Annotated in this window: 19 protein-coding genes; 16 read left to right on the top strand and 3 right to left on the bottom strand. The window is 37.2% G+C overall.

What is annotated here, in order from left to right; translation table 11 throughout:
• Nucleotides 1-16: 16 nt before the first annotated feature.
• Together N0B48_RS00095 and N0B48_RS00090 are read right to left on the bottom strand one after the other, a co-directional pair.
• On the bottom strand, nucleotides 17-520 hold the full coding sequence (locus N0B48_RS00095) for a BlaI/MecI/CopY family transcriptional regulator (RefSeq protein WP_259835441.1): 504 nt from the start codon (nucleotides 518-520) through the stop codon (nucleotides 17-19).
• Nucleotides 521-529: 9 nt separating this feature from the next.
• Nucleotides 530-1,132, bottom strand: a complete 603-nt coding sequence (locus tag N0B48_RS00090) for a phosphatase PAP2 family protein (protein ID WP_259835439.1) — start codon at nucleotides 1,130-1,132, stop codon at nucleotides 530-532.
• A 124-nt stretch (nucleotides 1,133-1,256) separates the two neighbouring features.
• On the opposite strand from N0B48_RS00090, the gene pdhA reads away from it, so the two are divergent.
• The 11 genes from pdhA to N0B48_RS00035 all read left to right on the top strand — a co-directional run bounded on the left by pdhA (nucleotide 1,257) and on the right by N0B48_RS00035 (nucleotide 13,711).
• A complete protein-coding gene (gene pdhA, locus N0B48_RS00085; protein ID WP_259835437.1) occupies nucleotides 1,257-2,258 on the top strand; it encodes a pyruvate dehydrogenase (acetyl-transferring) E1 component subunit alpha in 1,002 nt (333 codons plus the stop codon).
• 95 nt (nucleotides 2,259-2,353) lie between these two features.
• On the top strand, nucleotides 2,354-3,967 hold the full coding sequence (locus N0B48_RS00080; RefSeq protein WP_259835435.1) for a dihydrolipoyl dehydrogenase family protein: 1,614 nt from the start codon (nucleotides 2,354-2,356) through the stop codon (nucleotides 3,965-3,967).
• A 297-nt stretch (nucleotides 3,968-4,264) separates the two neighbouring features.
• Nucleotides 4,265-4,933 carry an ABC transporter ATP-binding protein gene (locus tag N0B48_RS00075; RefSeq protein ID WP_259835433.1) on the top strand — a complete coding sequence of 223 codons (669 nt, stop codon included), beginning with the start codon at nucleotides 4,265-4,267 and terminating at the stop codon, nucleotides 4,931-4,933.
• Between the two features lie 14 nt (nucleotides 4,934-4,947).
• Nucleotides 4,948-5,526: a murein L,D-transpeptidase catalytic domain-containing protein gene (locus N0B48_RS00070; protein WP_259835431.1), complete on the top strand. Its 579-nt coding sequence runs from the start codon at nucleotides 4,948-4,950 to the stop codon at nucleotides 5,524-5,526.
• A 72-nt stretch (nucleotides 5,527-5,598) separates the two neighbouring features.
• Entirely contained in the window at nucleotides 5,599-6,276 is a 678-nt protein-coding gene (gene radC, locus N0B48_RS00065) for a RadC family protein (RefSeq protein WP_259835428.1), read from the top strand.
• On the top strand, nucleotides 6,273-7,187 hold the full coding sequence (locus tag N0B48_RS00060; RefSeq protein WP_259835426.1) for a hypothetical protein: 915 nt from the start codon (nucleotides 6,273-6,275) through the stop codon (nucleotides 7,185-7,187). Before radC ends, N0B48_RS00060 begins: the two co-directional genes overlap by 4 nt.
• A gap of 87 nt (nucleotides 7,188-7,274) precedes the next feature.
• The gene (locus N0B48_RS00055; RefSeq protein ID WP_259835424.1) at nucleotides 7,275-8,207 is read left to right on the top strand and encodes a phytanoyl-CoA dioxygenase family protein; all 933 of its coding nucleotides are present in this window, start codon (nucleotides 7,275-7,277) and stop codon (nucleotides 8,205-8,207) included.
• A 114-nt stretch (nucleotides 8,208-8,321) separates the two neighbouring features.
• Nucleotides 8,322-9,488 carry a hypothetical protein gene (locus N0B48_RS00050; RefSeq protein ID WP_259835422.1) on the top strand — a complete coding sequence of 389 codons (1,167 nt, stop codon included), beginning with the start codon at nucleotides 8,322-8,324 and terminating at the stop codon, nucleotides 9,486-9,488.
• Nucleotides 9,489-9,512: 24 nt separating this feature from the next.
• Nucleotides 9,513-10,025 (top strand): DUF7935 family protein, encoded by a 513-nt coding sequence (locus N0B48_RS00045; RefSeq protein WP_259835420.1) that lies wholly within the window; start codon nucleotides 9,513-9,515, stop codon nucleotides 10,023-10,025.
• Between the two features lie 17 nt (nucleotides 10,026-10,042).
• A complete protein-coding gene (locus tag N0B48_RS00040) occupies nucleotides 10,043-10,654 on the top strand; it encodes an inorganic pyrophosphatase (protein WP_034727727.1) in 612 nt (203 codons plus the stop codon).
• 321 nt (nucleotides 10,655-10,975) lie between these two features.
• On the top strand, nucleotides 10,976-13,711 hold the full coding sequence (locus N0B48_RS00035; protein ID WP_259835418.1) for a sodium-translocating pyrophosphatase: 2,736 nt from the start codon (nucleotides 10,976-10,978) through the stop codon (nucleotides 13,709-13,711).
• Between the two features lie 184 nt (nucleotides 13,712-13,895).
• On the opposite strand, the gene N0B48_RS00030 is transcribed toward N0B48_RS00035, so the two are convergent.
• Complete coding sequence (locus N0B48_RS00030) at nucleotides 13,896-15,035, bottom strand: aminotransferase class I/II-fold pyridoxal phosphate-dependent enzyme (protein ID WP_259835416.1); 1,140 nt, start codon at nucleotides 15,033-15,035, stop codon at nucleotides 13,896-13,898.
• A gap of 326 nt (nucleotides 15,036-15,361) precedes the next feature.
• Between N0B48_RS00030 and N0B48_RS00025 the strand changes: the two genes are divergently transcribed.
• The 5 genes from N0B48_RS00025 to N0B48_RS00005 all read left to right on the top strand — a co-directional run bounded on the left by N0B48_RS00025 (nucleotide 15,362) and on the right by N0B48_RS00005 (nucleotide 19,066).
• Nucleotides 15,362-16,405, top strand: coding sequence for a M28 family metallopeptidase (locus N0B48_RS00025; protein ID WP_259835414.1), 1,044 nt, complete (start codon nucleotides 15,362-15,364; stop codon nucleotides 16,403-16,405).
• A 334-nt stretch (nucleotides 16,406-16,739) separates the two neighbouring features.
• Nucleotides 16,740-17,186: a GNAT family N-acetyltransferase gene (locus N0B48_RS00020; protein WP_259835412.1), complete on the top strand. Its 447-nt coding sequence runs from the start codon at nucleotides 16,740-16,742 to the stop codon at nucleotides 17,184-17,186.
• A complete protein-coding gene (locus N0B48_RS00015) occupies nucleotides 17,183-17,545 on the top strand; it encodes a VOC family protein (protein ID WP_259835410.1) in 363 nt (120 codons plus the stop codon). Before N0B48_RS00020 ends, N0B48_RS00015 begins: the two co-directional genes overlap by 4 nt.
• 15 nt (nucleotides 17,546-17,560) lie before the next feature.
• The gene (locus N0B48_RS00010) at nucleotides 17,561-18,061 is read left to right on the top strand and encodes an endonuclease V (protein WP_259835408.1); all 501 of its coding nucleotides are present in this window, start codon (nucleotides 17,561-17,563) and stop codon (nucleotides 18,059-18,061) included.
• Nucleotides 18,062-18,271: 210 nt separating this feature from the next.
• Nucleotides 18,272-19,066, top strand: a complete 795-nt coding sequence (locus N0B48_RS00005; RefSeq protein ID WP_259835407.1) for a T9SS type A sorting domain-containing protein — start codon at nucleotides 18,272-18,274, stop codon at nucleotides 19,064-19,066.
• Nucleotides 19,067-19,329 lie beyond the last annotated feature (263 nt).

Raw genomic sequence — 19,329 nt, 5'->3', positions numbered from 1 at the left:
TATGTGTATTTTGTGACTAGTCCTTTTTCTTCTTTTTCTTTTTGTCCTTATCTTTATTATCCTTACTGTCTTTGTCTTTTGCTTTTACCTTTTTCACTTTTTTAGGGTTCAAGATTTCTTCTGCGTACTCAAATTTCGGTTCTTCGATTTTTGAAGGAACGATTTCTATTTTAGGGTCAAAATAATTCTTAAGGTCGTTCTGGGATATTAATTTTTCGTTAAATAAAAACTCCAGAATTTCCTTTCCTGAATCATTAAAAAAATTATGGGAAAGCTCTTTTAACAGGAATTTCCGGTATTCCTCAGACGGAACTACGACCGTATATTTAAAGATCCTTCCTTCTTTTTGAGTCGTGATATAGCCTTTTTCCACCAGTATTTTTAGGTACGTGGAAACGGTGTTCTGATGCGGCTTCGGTTCAGGATGCTGCTCCATGATGTCTTTAAGGTAAAAAGATTCAAGCTTCCAAAACAGCTTCATAAAATTCTCCTCAGCAGCGGTAAGATGATTTATTTTCATAGAATGTTCTTAATGTTGAAATTGTATATTGCAATAAAGATAAATAAAAGATACCACAAATGCTATTCCGGCACCCATAAATACTTCCTTTACCGTATGTCTTTTTAAAATAATCCTTGTTAGTCCCACTAAAGCAGCGATCCCCAGCCATATCAGTCCGGCTTTCCAGTTCAGGGTGAAAAACAAGGCGGCTACAAATACATTAAAAGCAGTATGCATCGAGCTTTTAATAAAAAAATTGCTGATCTGCATGGTGAAAATCAGAATCAGGATAAAAAGCATGACAAGATCGATATATCCGTTTCTGAAATAGTGGAAAATCAGATAGGCAACGACGCACGCTGCGATGAAGATGTACAGCGTTTTCCTTTGTACACGGTCTGAAACATCCATATTCGTATACCTTCCGGTTTTTACATTCCATACCAACCAAATAACAACAGGTGCTATGATCATTAATAATATAGGGGTAAAATACAGAATAGAGTCTTTTAATGAATATTCTCTTAGACTCATATAGATAAAGAAAATAAATAAAGAAACAAGCGGATTGAAAAAATCTGAGATGACTTTTGAAATTTTATGTACCAGTAAAGGCTGTTTTTCGTCCATGTTCAAGTTTAAAATTCAAATATAACACTATAAGCAAAAAAACAATTAGGATGTATACGATAAAAACAAAGTTTTTTTTATAATTTTGCTCAAATATTCATCATAAAAAAGCAAGAGCTAGCACATGAAAGAATTTTCTAAAGAGGTATACCTGAAGTGGTATGAAGATATGACAATGTGGAGAAGGTTTGAAGACAAATGCCGTTCTCTTTATCTAAAACAAAAGATCAGAGGTTTTTTACATTTGTATAACGGTCAGGAGGCTATCCCTGCCGGCTTCACGCATGCAATGGATTTAACGAAGGACAGTATGATTACTGCTTACAGATGCCACATCCATCCAATGGCGATGGGAGTAGATCCTAAGAGAATCATGGCGGAACTTTGTGGAAAAGCTACAGGAACATCCGGAGGTATGGGTGGTTCTATGCACATTTTCAGCAAAGAGCACCGTTTCTATGGTGGACACGGTATTGTAGGAGGACAGATTCCTTTGGGAGCCGGAATTGCTTTTGCAGATAAGTATTATGACAGAAAAGCAGTGAACATCTGTTTCTTCGGAGATGGAGCAGCGAGACAGGGATCGCTTCACGAAACATTCAATATGGCGATGAACTGGAAACTTCCTGTAGTATTTGTGGTTGAAAACAACCAGTATGCCATGGGAACTTCTGTGAAAAGAACTGCCAACCACGAAGATATCTATAAATTAGGTCTTGGATACGAAATGCCTTGCCTTGCCGTAGATGCAATGGATCCTGAAAAAGTAGCTGAAGCAGCTTACGAAGCCATTGAAAGAGCAAGAAGAGGAGACGGACCTACTTTTATTGAAGCCAGAACATACCGTTACAGAGGACACTCTATGTCTGATGCTGAACCTTACAGAAGCAAGGAAGAAGTAGCTATTCATAAGAATGACGATCCAATGGAGCTGGTAAAACATAGGATTCTTGAAAACGGATGGGCTACAGAAGCTGACTTGGAAGCTGTAGACAACAAATCAAGAGATTTTGTGGACGAGTGTATCGAGTTCATGGAAAACTCTCCTTATCCGGATGCAGACAAGGTTTACGAATATGTTTATGCTCAGGAAAATTACCCATTCTTAGATAAATTAGAAAACTAAAATAATTTGCTGATTCGATGATAGATGATGTGTACATACCATGTTCACTGTTCTTATCATCACATCATCATATTAACAAATTAACACAATAAATTATGGCAGAAGTAATTACGATGCCCCGACTTTCCGACACTATGACGGAAGGGAAAGTGGCGAAATGGCATAAAAAAGTAGGAGATACAGTAAAAGAAGGAGATATTTTAGCCGAAATTGAAACAGATAAAGCTGTTCAGGATTTCGAATCTGAAATTAACGGAACTCTTTTATACGTAGGTGTAGAAGAAGGCGCTGCCGCTGCTGTAGATTCTGTTTTAGCGATTATAGGAAATGAAGGAGAAGATATTTCAGGACTAACCGGTGGAGCTGCTGCTGCTGCTGCGGGTGGTTCTGAAGAGAAAAAATCTGAAGAAGAATCAAAAACAGAAAATAAAGCTACCAGCGTTGAGCAGACCACTGCTGAAGTTCCTGCCGGTGTAGAAATTATTACCATGCCAAGACTTTCTGATACTATGACAGAAGGTAAAGTAGCAAAATGGCACAAAAACGTAGGCGATACAGTAAAAGAAGGAGATCTTCTTGCTGAGATCGAAACAGATAAAGCAGTTCAGGATTTTGAATCTGAATTCAACGGAGTATTGTTGAAGCAAGGTGTAGAAGAAGGTGGTGCGGCTCCTGTAGATTCAGTTTTAGCGATTATCGGTCCAGAAGGAACAGATATTTCTGCAGTAGGTGCTCCAAAAGCGGCGGCTCAGACTTCTGAAAAACCTGCGGAACAAAAACCTGAAGCTAAAGCAGAAGAAAAGGCAGCTCCAACAGTTAGTTCTTCATCTTCTGACAGAGTAGCGATTTCTCCATTGGCTAAGAAAATGGCTCAGGACAAAGGCGTTGATATCCACAGTGTAAATGGTTCTGGAGAAAATGGAAGAATTGTTAAAAAAGATATTGAAAACTATCAGCCTTCTCAGGCACAGGCTCAACCTTCTGCTTCTGCTCCGGCAGCAGCTCCGGTTGCATTGAGCTTCGTTCAGGGTGAAGATACAGAGACTCCAAACTCTCAGGTAAGAAATATTATTGCAAAACGTCTTGCTGAAAGTAAATTCTCTGCGCCTCACTATTATCTGATGGTAGAGATCAACATGGATAAAGCGATTGAGGCCAGAAAAGAAATCAATTCTTTACCGGATACTAAAATCTCTTTCAATGATATGATCATTAAGGCAACTGCTGTAGCTTTAAGAAAACATCCACAGGTAAATTCAAGCTGGGCGGGAGACAAGATCATCCACAGAGGAAATATCAATGTGGGTGTAGCAGTGGCTATCCCTGACGGATTAGTAGTTCCTGTACTTAAAAATACAGATCAGATGAACTACACGCAGATCTCTGCAGCGGTGAAAGATATGGCTTCAAGAGCGAAAAGCAAAGGTCTTAAAGCAAATGAAATGGAAGGTTCTACATTCTCGATCTCAAATCTGGGTATGTTCGGAATCGAAACATTTACAAGTATCATCAACCAGCCGAATTCTGCGATTCTTTCTGTAGGTGCGATCATTGAAAAACCGATTGTTAAAGACGGTCAGATCGTAGTAGGAAATATCATGAAGCTTTCATTAGCATGTGACCACAGAGTGGTGGACGGTGCTACCGGAGCTCAGTTCTTACAGACTTTAAAAACATATCTGGAAAGTCCTTTAACACTGTTACTGTAACAGTCCGGATTGTAAAATATTAAAACCTCTCAATTTGAGAGGTTTTTTGTTTTTATTATGGGTAAATGTAATTGGTTTTTTGTAAGAAATAATTTTATTTCAAAATTTGATTTTGCTAATTGATTTTCGGGTATTCAAATAGTGATGCGTTTTTTATTTCTTAGTTGTAATAATATTCAAAACGATATACATATTCTGTTTTTAAAATATCACTTTTATGTATTTTTTTCTTTAAAAAAGTTGTGGAGATTTGAGTTTTATGGCTGAACTTTAAAATCAAATTAGTACTTTTGAATTATGATTAGAGCGAGTAATATCCATAAGTCTTATGGGAATTTAGAAGTATTGAAAGGAGTAGATATCCATATCAAAATGGGTGAAGTTGTTTCTATTGTAGGAGAATCCGGAGCGGGAAAGTCTACATTGCTTCAGATCTTAGGAACTTTGGATCTTCCAAGCAATTCCAGTAAATATAATACGGAAATAAGCATTGCAGGGGAGTCTTTTATCAATATGAATGATAAACAGCTTTCGAAATTCAGAAATCAGAATATTGGTTTTGTATTTCAGTTTCACCAGCTGCTTCCGGAATTTACCGCTTTAGAAAATGTTTTGCTTCCAACGAAAATAGGAGGTGCCAATGAAAAAGAGGCCTTAGATAAGGCATATGCTTTATTTGAAGATCTTAGAATAGAACAAAGACTGAATCATAAGCCTAATCAGCTGTCCGGAGGAGAAGCACAAAGAGTTGCTGTAGCAAGAGCTTTAATCAATTCTCCAAAAATTATTTTTGCGGATGAGCCTACAGGAAACCTGGATTCAAAGAATGCTGATGATCTTCACCGGCTGTTTTTTGATTTGAGAGACAAGTATAATCAGACCTTTGTGATTGTAACCCATAACCCGAATCTTGCAGAAATCACAGACCGAAAGCTGATTATGAAAGATGGAATGATCGTAGAATAAAAAACCATTATCTAATGAAAAAGTTTATTTTCCTGTTTCTTTTTATTATTTCCTGCTCAAGAGCAGAATCTCAGGAAAATAATATATCTTCAATTATTCCTGCAGCAAAGATTCTGGAAATTAAGAATTTTGTAAAGGGAAAAAACTATAATCAGGATCTGGCTGTTTTTATTAACTTTAAAACAAATTCTGGGAAATACAGATACTTTGTCTACGATCTTAAAAACGATAAAATAGTACAGAAAGCAGTTGTTTCTCATGGTTCAGGATCTGTAATTCAGAATTCAGAAACTCTCAAATTCAGTAACACGGAAGGCTCGTATCAGTCTTCGCTTGGGAAATATGAAATTTTAGGCAGCTACAATGGTAAATTTGGAAAAGCTTATCGGTTGAATGGTTTAGATGCTACCAATAGCAATGCCATGCAGCGAGCCATAGTACTGCATTCTTTAGGGTGTGTTCCGGATCAGGAAGATGAAAGTCCTGCCTGCTTAAGCTTAGGATGCCCGATGCTTTCTCCGAAAGCATTAGTCCAGACTGCAAAATATCTTGACGAATCTAAAAAGCCGGTTATACTGTGTGCATTTTATTAGCACTATTCACGTCATATAAAGCTTATAACTTGTAATTTCTAACTAATATCTGTAACTTCTAATATCTAAATCATGACTATAAAGTTTCTTGCCGAAGACGACAGACCCAGAGAAAAGTTTTTACTAAAAGGTAAGAATTCACTTTCCGATTCTGAACTTCTGGCCATCATCATGGGAAGTGGAAGCAGAGACGAAAGCGCCCTGGAACTGGCAAGAAAGATTCTGGCATCCGTTAATAACAACTGGCACCAGCTGAGCCTGCTTTCCAGTAAGGATTTAATGAGATTTAAAGGAGTGGGTGAGGTGAAGGCCGTTTCTATTATTGCAGCATTAGAGATCGGAAGAAGAAGATCCGTTCAGGAAATTCCTTACAGACCGATCATTTCAAACAGCAGTGATGCCTATCTTATTCTTAAAAATCATCTGTCAGATTTAAGGACTGAGGAATTTTGGGCCGTCTTTCTGAATCAAAGTAATAAAGTGATTCATATCTCAAAGCTTACACAAGGAGGAATAAGCCAGTCTATCGTGGATGTAAGAATTTTGTTTAAAACAGCTCTTGATCATTTTTCAACAGGCATTATTATAGCCCACAATCATCCGTCAGGAAGCCTGAAACCAAGCAAAGAAGATATTGTTATCACCCAAAAAATAAAAGAAGCAGGAAACACATTAAGCATCCAGCTTTTAGACCATATCATTATTACACAGGATACCTACTGCAGTTTCTCAGATGAAGGATTATTATGATTAGAAGAGTTAAATATACCGGGATTGATTTTAAAAAATATGCAGACTGCCTGGAAAATTCAGAACAAAGAAAGTATTCTGCATCCAAAACTTTCCTGGATATAACGACTGATAAAAAATGGGATCTCCTGGTGTATAATGATTACGAAGCGGTGATGCCTGTTCCCTTTATCTATAAAAACGGAATAAAAATCGTACACAATCCCTTGATGTGCCAGCAGCTTGGTATATTCTCTGTAAAAGATGACCAAAAGATTAATGAGAAGTTCCTTAGTTTTCTGCAGAAGAATTATCTGATAAGAGTATATTATTTTAATGAAACTAATAGTTTTGAAACAAAACTAAGCTCAAAAAAGAATTTTATTTTGTACGCTGATGATTATGCCAATGTTTTTACCAGATATTCACCTAAAAGGAAAAGAAAGCTACGGCTGGATGCTGAAGTAATTGAAAATTCGGAGATCAAAGAAATCAGCTATCTGGAAGCGAAAGAATTTATAGAACAGCATGTGGTAGGGCTGGATAAGGAACATGATGCCTTGGCTTTACTTAAAACTCTTGAAGCATTTTATTCACTGAAACACCTCAAATTCTCAGCTTTCTACTATCATCATGAGATCACGAATATGATTGCTACGTATTCAGATTATCATACGATCGCTCTTTTAGGAAATTTCAATAACAAGAAATACATTAAAATGGCTGGAGCATCGGTACTGATCGATCATGTGATCAAAGAAAATATAGGAAACTGTGTTTTTGATTTTGAAGGAGGAAATCTCCCAAGCATTGAAGAATTTTTCCGTGGTTTCAGACCCGAATTGAAACCTTATTCAGTCATTGAGAATTCAAAGAAAGTATTGGTCAGAGACTATGCTTCATTTGTGATAAGAGGAAAGATTTTAGGATAATTATCATATGGAAATTGCTATTTAGAACGGTTTTAATTAGATATTATTCGTTACCTTTATCAAGTATTTATTTCTAATATTTCAGCTATGCTAAAGCAGATCCGACAATATAAACTGCCCTATGTCATTTATAATTTTTTCAATAAGAAAAAATTACAGCATAATATTCCTTTGTACAGGAAATACGGGATAAGTAAAAATTACTTTTCCAGTATTTCCAGTTCCGATTTTGCCCACCTTCCTGCCTCAAAACGAGCGATTAATCAGGAAAAACTTGTCAATACCGAATTTTTCAAAGAATTATCTGTGGAAAGTAAAGAGAGTGCCATGCGGTATGACGATAACGGGTATATGATTTTAAGGAATTTTATCAGTACAGATGATGCCGACAAAATCAACAATGAAATTGAAAAGCTGATGGAAGACGGTACGCTCAAATTCATTTACGGCGGAAAACTGATGTTTGCGATTCATCATTCTGAGATCATTAAAAATATTGGAAATAATAAGAACCTCGTGGACTTTCTGTCCGTCCTATTAGATGGTAAAGCCAAACTTTTCCAGAGTATCAATTTTATTAATGGCAGTCAGCAGAAAACGCATTCTGACAGTATTCACATGACGACTTATCCGCTGGGCGGACTTCTTGGAGTATGGATCGCCTTGGAAGATGTGGATGAAACCAACGGTGCTCTTCACTATATTCCCCAAAGCCATAAACTTCCTTATTTCCTTAATTCAGATTATGAAAACGAAGGTGATACCATACGAATCGGTAAGAAAAGCTACAGAGCTTACGAAGAATTTTTGGAGGAAAAAGTCAAGGAATTAGGTCTGAAAAAAGAAATCTTTAAAGCTAAAAAAGGAGATATGCTGATATGGCATGCCAATATTCTCCACGGCGGCGAGCCTCATACAGATAAGAACAGAACAAGAAAAAGCCTTGTGTATCACTTTTTTGATGAAAACAGTGTATGTTATCATGAAGTGACACAGAGGCCTGCACTTTTTGAGTTGTAATCCATCGGGTTTTCAAACCATCAGATTCTGTCATACAGAATAAAAAAGCTTAATAGTAACGGGCAATAGAATAGTTTTTTTACTTTTGCATTCTACTGAATAAACAAGATGTAAATGAAGAAAACTAAAAATATTTTTGTTTTTATACTTTCAATCTATCTCTGCCTGATGTCATACTATCTGTATACCCATCAGTATTACAATGTTGATATTGAGGCTTATGTAGGACTTGTTTACAAAGCAGAATATCCTGATATGAAAATAGAGGATATTCATAAAAAGGTATATACAGAACTCAAAGGAACGAATCCGAAGATTTTTGGAATTACCCCTCAGGATGAAGAGATTGCGATCGGAGAGAATACTTATTATAAAGTCTTGTCCGAAAATCCTAAAGCATACGGAGAGGAACTGCAACTATTTTCAGTGAAGCCTTTTTATAATTTTGTCAACTGGATATTCTTTAAACTGGGATTTAAAGCTTCGCTTGCCATATCTTTAACTTCCATCCTTTCTTTTGTTGCTATTCTGGTTTTAATATTCTGTTATCTGATCAGGGTTTTAAAAAATTATCCCTTAGCTTTTATCATCACCATTTTAATTTCTTTATTCAAGCCACTTCTGGAGGCCAGCAGACATGCTTCGGCAGACAGTTTATCATGCTTATTGCTGTTACTAAGCTTTTATATTTTTGCAGTGAGGAAAAATCACCTGTGGGCTACAGTTTTTGCAATGCTTTGTATTTTAACGAGACCGGAGTATTTTATTTTGTATTCATTTCTTTATATTTTGATTTATTTTTACAGAAACAGTCTTCAAATAAGCCGTTCTAAATTGTTCATTTCTTACGGATATATTTTCCTTTCCTTCTTTCTGATCCAGTATTTCAATCAGATCTCATGGTCTACTTTGGTGATGAACCAGTTTACGAAAGTCCAGATCTATCCCATATCAAACCCGGATCCATTTAATCTTCCGGATTATCTGAATTATATCAAAAAAGCCATATTACTAGATTTCAACGGTTCCTATTTCCCGATCTTACTGTTATTTATTGTGATCATTCTGGCCAATAAATTTTCGGCGAACAGTAGGAAAAGTTGGACGCAGTGTCTGTTTTTCGGTGCTATTTATGCATCTGTTTTTCTTAGATATTTCATTTTTCCCAGCCTGGCCAACAGAATGATGATCGGTTTTTATCTCCTCATTATCATGTCTCTGATTTATATTCAAAATTCTAAGACCGATATATTTAAAAACGCTTTAGAAGCCGGAAAATAATTAGTAATTTTGCGGTCTAAAATTATGGGTAGTTTTTCAGGATATTTACCGTATGCTTTTGCATTGATTATCGCAATTCCTTTTCTGGTTTTGCTGAGACAATTTGTACATTCGTATATCAGCCTTAAGAATCAGGAGATCAAACTTCTTTCTGTAAAATCGAATGCTGAAAATAAAGCCCATTCTTACGAAAGAATGACTTTGTTTCTGGAAAGGATGAAACCTTCAAACCTTATTCAGAAGTTTGATAAGGAGCTGGCTCCGAACGAATTCATCTTTCTTACGGAAAAAACCATCAATGATGAGTTTGAATACAATACTTCACAGCAGCTGTATGTTACGAAAAATTCATGGAAGAATATCGTAGATTCCAAAAATGCTTTGATAGATTTACTTCACAAAACCTATGAAGGGCTGAATGCTAATGCAGATCTTGAAGAATTCAAAACCATTTTCATCATGAACTATATGGACGGGGATGACTATATCGCTGCCACTATAGAAGACCTTAGAAGAGAAATTTTAATTATAACTTAAAAAATAACAGATAAATAATGATTCCAAATTTTAAAGCACATCCATGGCACGGGGTTTCTGCAGGAGAAGATGCGCCAAATGTTGTCAATGTATTCGTGGAAATCGTTCCTTCAGATACAATTAAATATGAAGTAGATAAAGAAACAGGATTTTTAAAGGTAGACAGACCTCAGAAATTTTCTAATATCATTCCCGCTTTATATGGGTTTGTTCCAAGAACATACTGCCACAATGAAGTAATGAAGCTGGCTGTAGAAGCCGGAGCTGATGATGTAACAGAAGGTGATCATGACCCGCTTGATATCTGTGTATTAAGCTCTCACAATATTCATTCTGGAGGATTATTAATGGAAGCTATTCCAATCGGTGGATTCAAAATGATCGATGGAGGTGAAGCGGATGATAAAATCGTTGCAGTGATGATCGGTGACCATGCTTTCGGACATTTCAGAGACATTGCTGAACTTCCTGAAGCGGAAGTAAAGAGATTAATGCACTATTTCTTAACGTATAAAAACTTACCGGATGAGCCTGCAAAATGTAGAATTCATGAGGTATACGGAGCTGAGCATGCTAAAAAAGTGATCAAAGCTTCTCAAAAAGATTACGCAGAAAAATTCGGAGGTTAATAGAAAGCTCCAAAATTATAATAAAGGCAGGTGAATTTTCATCTGCCTTTTTTTGTGCAAATAAGTAGCTTCTCAATAGATCCCCTTCTTCCTTTAGATCAATGGGCTGATTTCTCACCAAACTTATTTTCATTTTTTGCAATTGATATCAATAAGAAATATTGGAATGATTAAATAAATTAATGCTTTCGAACAATCTACTTTTTGTGATGTTTTAAATTTCCGGAAAAATATATTATAGAACAAGACTTAATAAAACAATGGATTTTTTGTTATATTTATAAAACTAATTACTATTTATTAATATTAAAATAATAAACTATGGATTTGTTCTATTTAATTCCGGTCTTCGGCGTTGTCGCCTTGTTGTATACTTTCCTGCAGAGTAACTGGGTGAGTAAACAGAATGCCGGAAACGAGAAAATGAAAATAATCAGCGGACATATCGCTGACGGTGCCATGGCCTTTCTAAAGGCTGAGTACAAGATTTTAACCTATTTCGTAATTGTAGTGTCTATACTTCTCGCTATAATGGGATCCACCAATTCCAATTCTCACTGGAGTATCGGGCTTGCCTTTGCCGTTGGAGCTGTATTTTCCGCTCTTGCCGGCTTTATCGGGATGAAGATCGCTACGAAAGCCAATGTAAGAACGGCAGAAGCTGCAAGAACCTCACTTTCGAAAGCATTAAAAGTTTCCTTTACAGGAGGTTCCGTGATGGGGATGGGTGTTGCCGGACTGGCAGTTCTTGGTTTGGGTGCTCTCTTTCTGATCATTAAACAGATCTTTGCTCCGGATTCAACGGTAGATTCCCACGAAATGGAAAAAACGATTGAAATTCTTACCGGATTTTCTCTGGGTGCAGAATCGATTGCACTTTTTGCCAGAGTGGGTGGTGGTATTTATACTAAAGCTGCTGACGTAGGTGCCGACCTGGTAGGAAAAGTAGAAGCAGGAATTCCTGAAGATGACCCGAGAAATCCAGCGACTATTGCGGATAACGTGGGAGATAACGTAGGAGATGTAGCAGGAATGGGAGCCGATTTATTCGGTTCGTATGTCGCTACTGTATTGGCAACAATGGTTCTGGGTAGAGAAACAATGTCCGATGATGCGTTCGGAGGTTTTGCACCGATTCTCCTTCCGATGCTTATTGCTGGAACAGGAATCATTTTCTCTATGATCGGGACTTTGTTTGTAAGAATCAATGATAATGAAGGTTCATCCACTTCAAGTGTACAGAATGCTCTGAATTTGGGGAACTGGGGAAGTATTGTGATCACAGCTATTTCTTCCTATTTCCTGGTCAACTATCTTCTTCCTGAAAAAATGACACTCAGAGAACATGAGTTTACGAAGATGGGTGTTTTCGGAGCGATTATGGTAGGACTTGTTGTGGGTACTTTAATGAGTATCATTACAGAATATTATACAGCCATGGGTAAAAGACCGGTTTCCAGTATTGTGAGACAGTCTTCTACAGGTCATGCAACCAATATTATCGGAGGTCTTGCCGTTGGAATGGAGTCTACATTGCTTCCAATCCTTGTACTGGCAGGTGGTATTTACGGATCTTATTTATGTGCCGGACTTTACGGAGTCGCTATTGCAGCTGCCGGAATGATGGCAACTACTGCGATGCAGCTTGCTATTGATGCTTTCGGGCCTATAGCAGATAACGCAGGGGGAATTGCTGAAATGAGTGAGCTTCCCAAAGAAGTCCGTGAAAAAACAGATATCCTGGACGCTGTTGGAAACACTACAGCAGCCAGTGGAAAAGGATTTGCCATTGCTTCTGCAGCATTGACGGCATTAGCTTTATTTGCAGCCTTTGTAGGAATTGCAGGCATTGACGGAATTGATATTTACAGAGCAGACGTTCTGGCAGGATTATTTGTCGGAGGAATGATCCCATTCATATTCTCTTCACTTGCGATTACAGCAGTAGGACAGGCTGCAATGGCTATGGTGGAAGAAGTAAGAAGACAGTTCCGCGAAATTCCGGGAATTCTCGAAGGAAAAGCACAGCCTGAATATGAAAAGTGCGTGGCTATTTCTACAGATGCATCCATCCGAAAAATGATGCTTCCAGGGGCGATCACTATTATTTCACCTATTTTGGTAGGGTTTATCTTCGGACCTGAGGTATTGGGAGGATTCTTAGCTGGAGCTACCGTATGTGGTGTTCTGATGGGAATGTTCCAGAACAATGCGGGTGGTGCCTGGGATAATGCTAAAAAATCATTTGAAAAAGGAGTGGACATCAACGGTCAGACTTATTATAAAGGTTCAGAGCCACATAAAGCTTCCGTAACGGGAGATACGGTAGGAGATCCGTTTAAAGATACTTCAGGACCATCCATGAACATCCTGATCAAGCTGATGTCTATTGTTTCATTGGTGATTGCACCCACATTGGCAGTACTTCATAAAGATAAAATTGAAGCCAATAGAAAAGCTAAGCTGGAGAGTTTGACAAGAGCTTCCAATGCCAGTTCAACGACAGGCCACGCACAGCTTCAAACAGTTCCTGCTTCTCCACAAGAAATCAAAGGACATCTGAACGAAAACGGAGATTTTGTATATGAAACCGGAAATATTCAGGAAATTAAACTGAAAGGTGGAAAAACAATCACGTTGGGAGAAGGAAGCAGACTGTTTCAATTGTATACTGCTGTACAACAAAAAGATCAGAAAGTCATTGATCCTAATAACTGGTATACCGTGGAAAATCTGTACTTCCAGACCGGATCCAGTGATCTGAAGGCCGGTTCAGAATTACAGTTGAATAATCTTGCTGAAATTCTCAATGCTTATCCTGATTTGAAAATAAAGTTAGGAGGCTACACAGATAGCACAGGAAATGAAGAAAGTAATCAGAAACTATCCAATCTCAGAGCTCAGACCGCTAAACTAAAGCTGCTTGAATTGGGAATTCCTTCAGACAGAGTAGAGGCAGCGGGCTACGGCTCTCAGCATCCTGTTTGTGAAGCCAATGATACCGATGAATGTAAAGCAAAAAACAGAAGAATTGACGTAAGAGTTCTTGCCCTTTAAAATCAATTCTTAAGCAAATATAAGAAGCACCGCCTGTAATAAGACGGTGCTTTTTTTATCGATAACGACATTAAGTGTAAGCTAAAACTTAACCATAATCATCCGTGTCAATCCGTGAAATCCGTGGTTAAAAAAAATACAATACCACTTCTTGCATCGCAATATATTTCGAATTAATACTTGTCTAAAGATATTTTTGCAAATGCTCCAAAGCCTGAATAATCACTTCATCTTTTTTTGCAAAACTGAACCGGACATAATCTGAGTTCTGCTGGGAATTATAAAAAGCAGAAAGTGGCAGACAAGCTGTTTTTTTTTCTACGGTCAGCCATTTCGAAAATTCTACATCCGTCATTGTTTTGGAAACATTCCTGAAATTAACGACCTGAAAAACACTTCCTTCAGCTTTTTTTGTAGCTTCTAAAGGCGTAAAGGCAATCATTTCATTAAAAATATCTCTTTTACCCTGCATAATCCGGCGGTTTTCAGAAGAATCAAATACTTCAAGATATTTTGCAAGAGCATACTGAGCAGGCGCATTGGCGCTGTAGGATATATACTGCTGATGACATCTGAATTTTGCCGTCAGATCTTCGGAAGCGAGCAAATAACTTACCTTCCAGCCGGAAGTATGAAACATTTTCCCGAAAGAAAAAATACAGAAAGTTCTTTTTTTCAGTTCCGGATGAAGAAAAGAACTGTAATGTTCAACCCCATCATAACAATACGTGTCGTAGATTTCTTCTGAAATGAGGTAGATTTCCTGATGTTTTATTAATTCGTACAGCTGGTTCCAGTCGCTTTGCTTCCAGATTGTTCCTGTAGGATTTTGAGGTGAATTAACGATAATAGCTTTTGTTTTTTCAGAAATACAGAGTTGAAACTTTTCCCAGTTGATGGTGAAATCATGCTCAAGATCATAATAAACAGGAACACCTCCGTTTAAGACCACCGAAGGTCCGTATGTGTAGTAGGAAGGTTGAATAATAATCACTTCATCTCCCTGATTTAAAATAGATTTAAGGGCGGTATGTAAAGCAAAAGTTGCACAGGGAATAATAGTGATCTCATTTTCCTTAAGCTGGATACTGTTTACTCGTGCTGTATTGAATGCAATAATATTTTTGATGAGTAAAGGATTTCCTGCAAGCGGCTCATATTGATGGCATTGATGATCTGCAGCTTCCATCAGAAATGTTTTTAACCGGCTGTCGATATCAAAATCGGGAAGCCCCAAAGAAAGGTCGAAGCTGTTATTTTTGGACGCGAGCTCAGACATTTCCGTGAAAAACGAATAATGTGTGAATCCGTAAATTCTTTCCATCTATTTTGCATTTATGTCAAATATAAGAAAAATAGACATCCGTTAAATTGAATCATAAAAATATATTGTTTTCTTTAATGAATCTTTATTTATATTTCGTTTTTGATTCATGAAATATTGATTTTTTTGTCTTTACGATTATTAAATTCTATAATAACTTCATTTCCGGTTATTAAAAATCCTTTAACCACATCATGCTACAGAAAGTATTCTTGGGATTGTCTATGAATATGAAACCTTTGACAATATTTAAAAAAAACATTACTGTCAGTGCATCACATCTGAATTCAATAAAAATTTGTTATTTTTAAGAAAATTATTATCATATGAAAAAAATACTTATCCCGTTGTTGGGTCTGGCTTTAGTAGTCAGCTGCGGAACAGCGAAAACTTCTGAAGGAGCCTCGGCACAGTCTACTTCTGTAGCTAAAGGCGACAAAGCATTTCTGTCTGCCTATAAGACTATTAAGGCTGATGAATTAAAGAAAAACTTATATGTGATCGCTTCTGACGAAATGGAAGGAAGAGATACAGGAAGTCCTGGGCAAAAGAAGGCGGGTGAGTATATGATTAATTACTATAAAAGCCTGGGAATTAATCCTCCAAAGGCATTGGGATCCTATTATCAGAAGGTTCCTGCCGATTTCATGAAAAAAAGAGGAGGCGGAAATCTTCCTGATTCTGAAAATATCCTGGCTTTTATCGAAGGAAGTGAGAAACCTGAGGAAATAGTGGTGATTTCAGCACATTACGACCACGTGGGAACCAAAAATGGAGTGGTATACAACGGAGCGGATGATGATGGAAGCGGAACGGTAGCGGTAATGCAGATTGCAAAAGCTTTTCAGGAAGCTAAAAAGGCAGGAAAAGGGCCAAAAAGATCAATTCTATTCCTTCATGTAACAGGAGAGGAGCATGGTCTGTTCGGATCTGAATTCTATACCAGCAATCCAGTATTCCCCCTTGCCAACACGGTGGTCGATCTGAATATTGACATGATAGGCCGTGATGATGCCGAAAACAGAGGAAAACAATACGTCTATGTCATTGGTTCGGAAATGTTGAGTTCTCAGCTAAAAGTGATCAATGAGGCAGCAAATAAGAAGACGAATAATTTAGAATTAAACTATAAATATGACGATCCGGCAGATCCGGAGCAGCTATACTACCGTTCAGACCACTATAATTTTGCTAAAAACAATGTGCCGGTAGCCTTTTTCTTTGACGGTATCCATGAAGATTATCACAAACCGACGGATGATCCCGAGAAAATTGATTATCCTTTACTTGAGAAAAGAGCACAACTTGTTTTTGCTACAGCTTGGGAAATTGCCAACAGAGCAGAGAGAATTGTAGTGGATAAGAAATAAAATACTTTGTTGGATCAGCGAAAAGGCGCGAAAATAAATTGCTTTAAATAAAAGTATATAAATATCTTTAAATCATTTATTTAAATCATTTAAAAATATTTTTCAGCAGCATAAATTTTATCAGAGATAAAATCATTGCGCCTTATAAACGGTAAGGATATTAAACCATTGCGCCTTTGCGCTGACCAACACTATCCGTATAATATTCAAACCTATATTCAATTAAAACGGTTTATATTCAATAGGAACGGGCTTTAGCTCGTTTTATAAAAATAGCCAATAACCATTGGGCTTTAGCCAAAATTGTGATAAAATCATAATACATTTTAATTCAATGAAAACAGCCATCCGCGAAGCCAGACCAGAAGACATTCCACAGATCCAGCTCGTAAGAAACTCCGTGAAAGAGAATATGCTTTCTGATCCTGCACTGGTTACAGATTCGGATTGTAAAGAATTTCTATTCGAAAGAGGAAAAGGCTGGGTGTGTGAAATTGAGTCTCAGATTGTCGGTTTCTCCATTGTAGACCTGAAAGAAAATAATATCGGGGCACTTTTTCTGCATCCTGATTTTGAAAACCTAGGCATTGGACGACAACTTCATGACATTATGCTCGACTGGTACTTTGAACAAACTCAGGACGATGTCTGGTTGGGAACAGATCCGGGGACGAGAGCCGAAACATTCTACAGAAAGTCCGGATGGCAGGAAGCAGGAACTCACGGAAAAGAAATCAAGTTTGAAATGACTTTTAATAACTGGAAAAACAAAAGATCATGACACAAGGGGTAAAATCCATCAGACCGTTTATTGGAGCTGAAAACTTCGAGGTAAGCAGAAGCTTTTACAGAGATCTTGGATTTGAAGAAGTGATTCTCGAGCCTAAATTGTCCTTATTTAAAAGACAGGAAACTGGTTTCTATCTTCAGGATTATTATGCTAAAGACTGGATAGACAATACGATGATCTTTATGGAAGTGGAGAATACGGATGAGTTCTGGAAGGAACTTGTTTATTTAAACCTTACCAAAAAATATGAAGGTGTAAGGCTTACACCTGTACGAACCATGGAGTGGGGAAAGGAATGCTTTGTACATGATCCGTCCGGGATTTTGTGGCATTTCGGTGAATTTTTTTAATGACGAAAAGGAATTATGATTTACGCTTTTGATACTTATTATTATGACGATTATGCGAATACCGTATGTATCGCCTTTGAAAACTGGACTTCTGAGAATGAATCCAATTTTTTTACTGAAAAAACAGACATTATCTCTGCTTATGAGAGTGGTGCATTTTACAAAAGGGAACTACCCTGCATCCTGAGTTTACTGAAAACGATTGAATTGAAAGAAGACGATCTTATTATTGTCGATGGTTATGTTACTCTTGATAATGATGGGAAAATTGGTCTGGGAGGCTATTTGTATGAAGCTTTGGATCAAAAATACCCGATCATCGGAATTGCAAAGAATGAATTTGCCGCACCGGATTCTCAAAGAAGAAATGTTTTAAGAGGAGAAAGTAAAACTCCGCTATTTCTTACGGCAATGGGAGCAGATGTAGATAAAATACTTCCTAAGGTAGAACAAATGCATGGCTCTTACCGAATGCCAACCCTGCTGAAAAAGCTGGATCAGCTGTCCAGAACGTAATCATTTTCACAAATGTACTTATCAATTTCAACTATTCAAAGGAATTTTATTTCTTTGTTGACTGCTGTATTTGTTGGATTTTCAATAGATTAATCTATTTTCTCTTTTCCGTTTTTAAAATATTCCGGAAAAGGTGACAAATGTCATTCGTTTCTTATTTTTATTGATTCTAAATAAATATAAATTTGTCTCAACAAAATAAAGGAATAAATGAAGAAATTATCTACTCTTTCTGCTGTAATGTTCTATTTGATGATGAATGCGCAGTATTGTACTCCCACATTTCAATATGGGTCCGACAGTAATATGATCACCAACGTCAGCTTTGGAACGATCAATAATACATCACCTTCACAAACCGGAACTACACAGGCTTATGAAAATTTCATTTCACTGTCTACGGATGTTAAAGCTGGAAACACTTATCAGATCTCTGTGAAAGGCCCTTCCAGTACATTTCCAAGTGATGTTGTGGTTTTTATTGATTTTAATAAGAATGGTAGTTTTGGTGATGTAGGAGAAAGCTTTACTATCGGAAGATTGGGCGCAGCTAATCCATTCAATGCAATGACCATTACAGGAGCGATTGCAGTTCCTGCCAATGCAACACCTGGAGCTACAAGAATGAGAGTTCTTAAAAACACAAATACAGCAGCCTATTCGAATCCAAATGCAGCGAATTCAATTAATACAGCCTGTGATAATGGCTTAAGAGCTGGACAGACAGAGGATTATAGTGTCAATATATTGGCTTCCAATCTGGCAACCTCTGAGGTAACCAAGAAATCTTCAGCAAGAATATATCCTAACCCTACATCAGGCTCTGTACATGTGAAGACTGGAGAAGGACTTGAGAAATACGAAGTCTATAATTTAGCAGGACAGAAACTTACAGAAGGTACATCCGGCGTTGTCAATATGGACAGCCTTACATCCGGAACTTACCTGATCAAGATCTACACCAGAGATAAAAAAAGCATCACTGAAAAGATCATTAAACAATAGAAACACTTATCTAATCATATCCATATCAATTTTTGTTTTTTTAGACCGGCAGACCTATCTGCCGGTTTTCTTTTTTGTAAGAAACCATTAACATGTATGGGAAGTTAATGTGAGAGTTAAAGTGATTAAGAATTTCAATAAATAAGTGGGGAGAGTTTCGGGGGGGGGGGGGGGGGGCCCCCCCCCCCCCCACAAAAACAAAAAAAAAAAAAAAAAAAAACAAAAAAAAAAAAAAAAAAAAAAAAAAAAAAAAACACAAAAAA

Source organism: Chryseobacterium herbae (genome assembly GCF_025154075.1).
Lineage (GTDB): Bacteria > Bacteroidota > Bacteroidia > Flavobacteriales > Weeksellaceae > Chryseobacterium > Chryseobacterium herbae.
The sequence above is the reverse complement of the archived record's forward strand: the minus strand, read 5'-3'. Positions and strand labels throughout refer to the sequence as shown.

Bases quoted from the DNA above. Each gene is read 5' to 3' on its own strand.
- pdhA (WP_259835437.1), top strand. From the start codon at position 1,257: ATGAAAGAATTTTCTAAAGAGGTATACCTGAAGTGGTATGAAGATATG.
- radC (WP_259835428.1), top strand. From the start codon at position 5,599: ATGACTATAAAGTTTCTTGCCGAAGACGACAGACCCAGAGAAAAGTTT.
- N0B48_RS00050 (WP_259835422.1), top strand. From the start codon at position 8,322: ATGAAGAAAACTAAAAATATTTTTGTTTTTATACTTTCAATCTATCTC.
- N0B48_RS00070 (WP_259835431.1), top strand. From the start codon at position 4,948: ATGAAAAAGTTTATTTTCCTGTTTCTTTTTATTATTTCCTGCTCAAGA.
- N0B48_RS00005 (WP_259835407.1), top strand. From the start codon at position 18,272: ATGAAGAAATTATCTACTCTTTCTGCTGTAATGTTCTATTTGATGATG.
- N0B48_RS00090 (WP_259835439.1), bottom strand. From the start codon at position 1,132: ATGGACGAAAAACAGCCTTTACTGGTACATAAAATTTCAAAAGTCATC.
- N0B48_RS00025 (WP_259835414.1), top strand. From the start codon at position 15,362: ATGAAAAAAATACTTATCCCGTTGTTGGGTCTGGCTTTAGTAGTCAGC.
- N0B48_RS00075 (WP_259835433.1), top strand. From the start codon at position 4,265: ATGATTAGAGCGAGTAATATCCATAAGTCTTATGGGAATTTAGAAGTA.
- N0B48_RS00030 (WP_259835416.1), bottom strand. From the start codon at position 15,035: ATGGAAAGAATTTACGGATTCACACATTATTCGTTTTTCACGGAAATG.
- N0B48_RS00080 (WP_259835435.1), top strand. From the start codon at position 2,354: ATGGCAGAAGTAATTACGATGCCCCGACTTTCCGACACTATGACGGAA.
- N0B48_RS00020 (WP_259835412.1), top strand. From the start codon at position 16,740: ATGAAAACAGCCATCCGCGAAGCCAGACCAGAAGACATTCCACAGATC.
- N0B48_RS00010 (WP_259835408.1), top strand. From the start codon at position 17,561: ATGATTTACGCTTTTGATACTTATTATTATGACGATTATGCGAATACC.
- N0B48_RS00045 (WP_259835420.1), top strand. From the start codon at position 9,513: ATGGGTAGTTTTTCAGGATATTTACCGTATGCTTTTGCATTGATTATC.
- N0B48_RS00095 (WP_259835441.1), bottom strand. From the start codon at position 520: ATGAAAATAAATCATCTTACCGCTGCTGAGGAGAATTTTATGAAGCTG.
- N0B48_RS00035 (WP_259835418.1), top strand. From the start codon at position 10,976: ATGGATTTGTTCTATTTAATTCCGGTCTTCGGCGTTGTCGCCTTGTTG.
- N0B48_RS00060 (WP_259835426.1), top strand. From the start codon at position 6,273: ATGATTAGAAGAGTTAAATATACCGGGATTGATTTTAAAAAATATGCA.
- N0B48_RS00040 (WP_034727727.1), top strand. From the start codon at position 10,043: ATGATTCCAAATTTTAAAGCACATCCATGGCACGGGGTTTCTGCAGGA.
- N0B48_RS00015 (WP_259835410.1), top strand. From the start codon at position 17,183: ATGACACAAGGGGTAAAATCCATCAGACCGTTTATTGGAGCTGAAAAC.
- N0B48_RS00055 (WP_259835424.1), top strand. From the start codon at position 7,275: ATGCTAAAGCAGATCCGACAATATAAACTGCCCTATGTCATTTATAAT.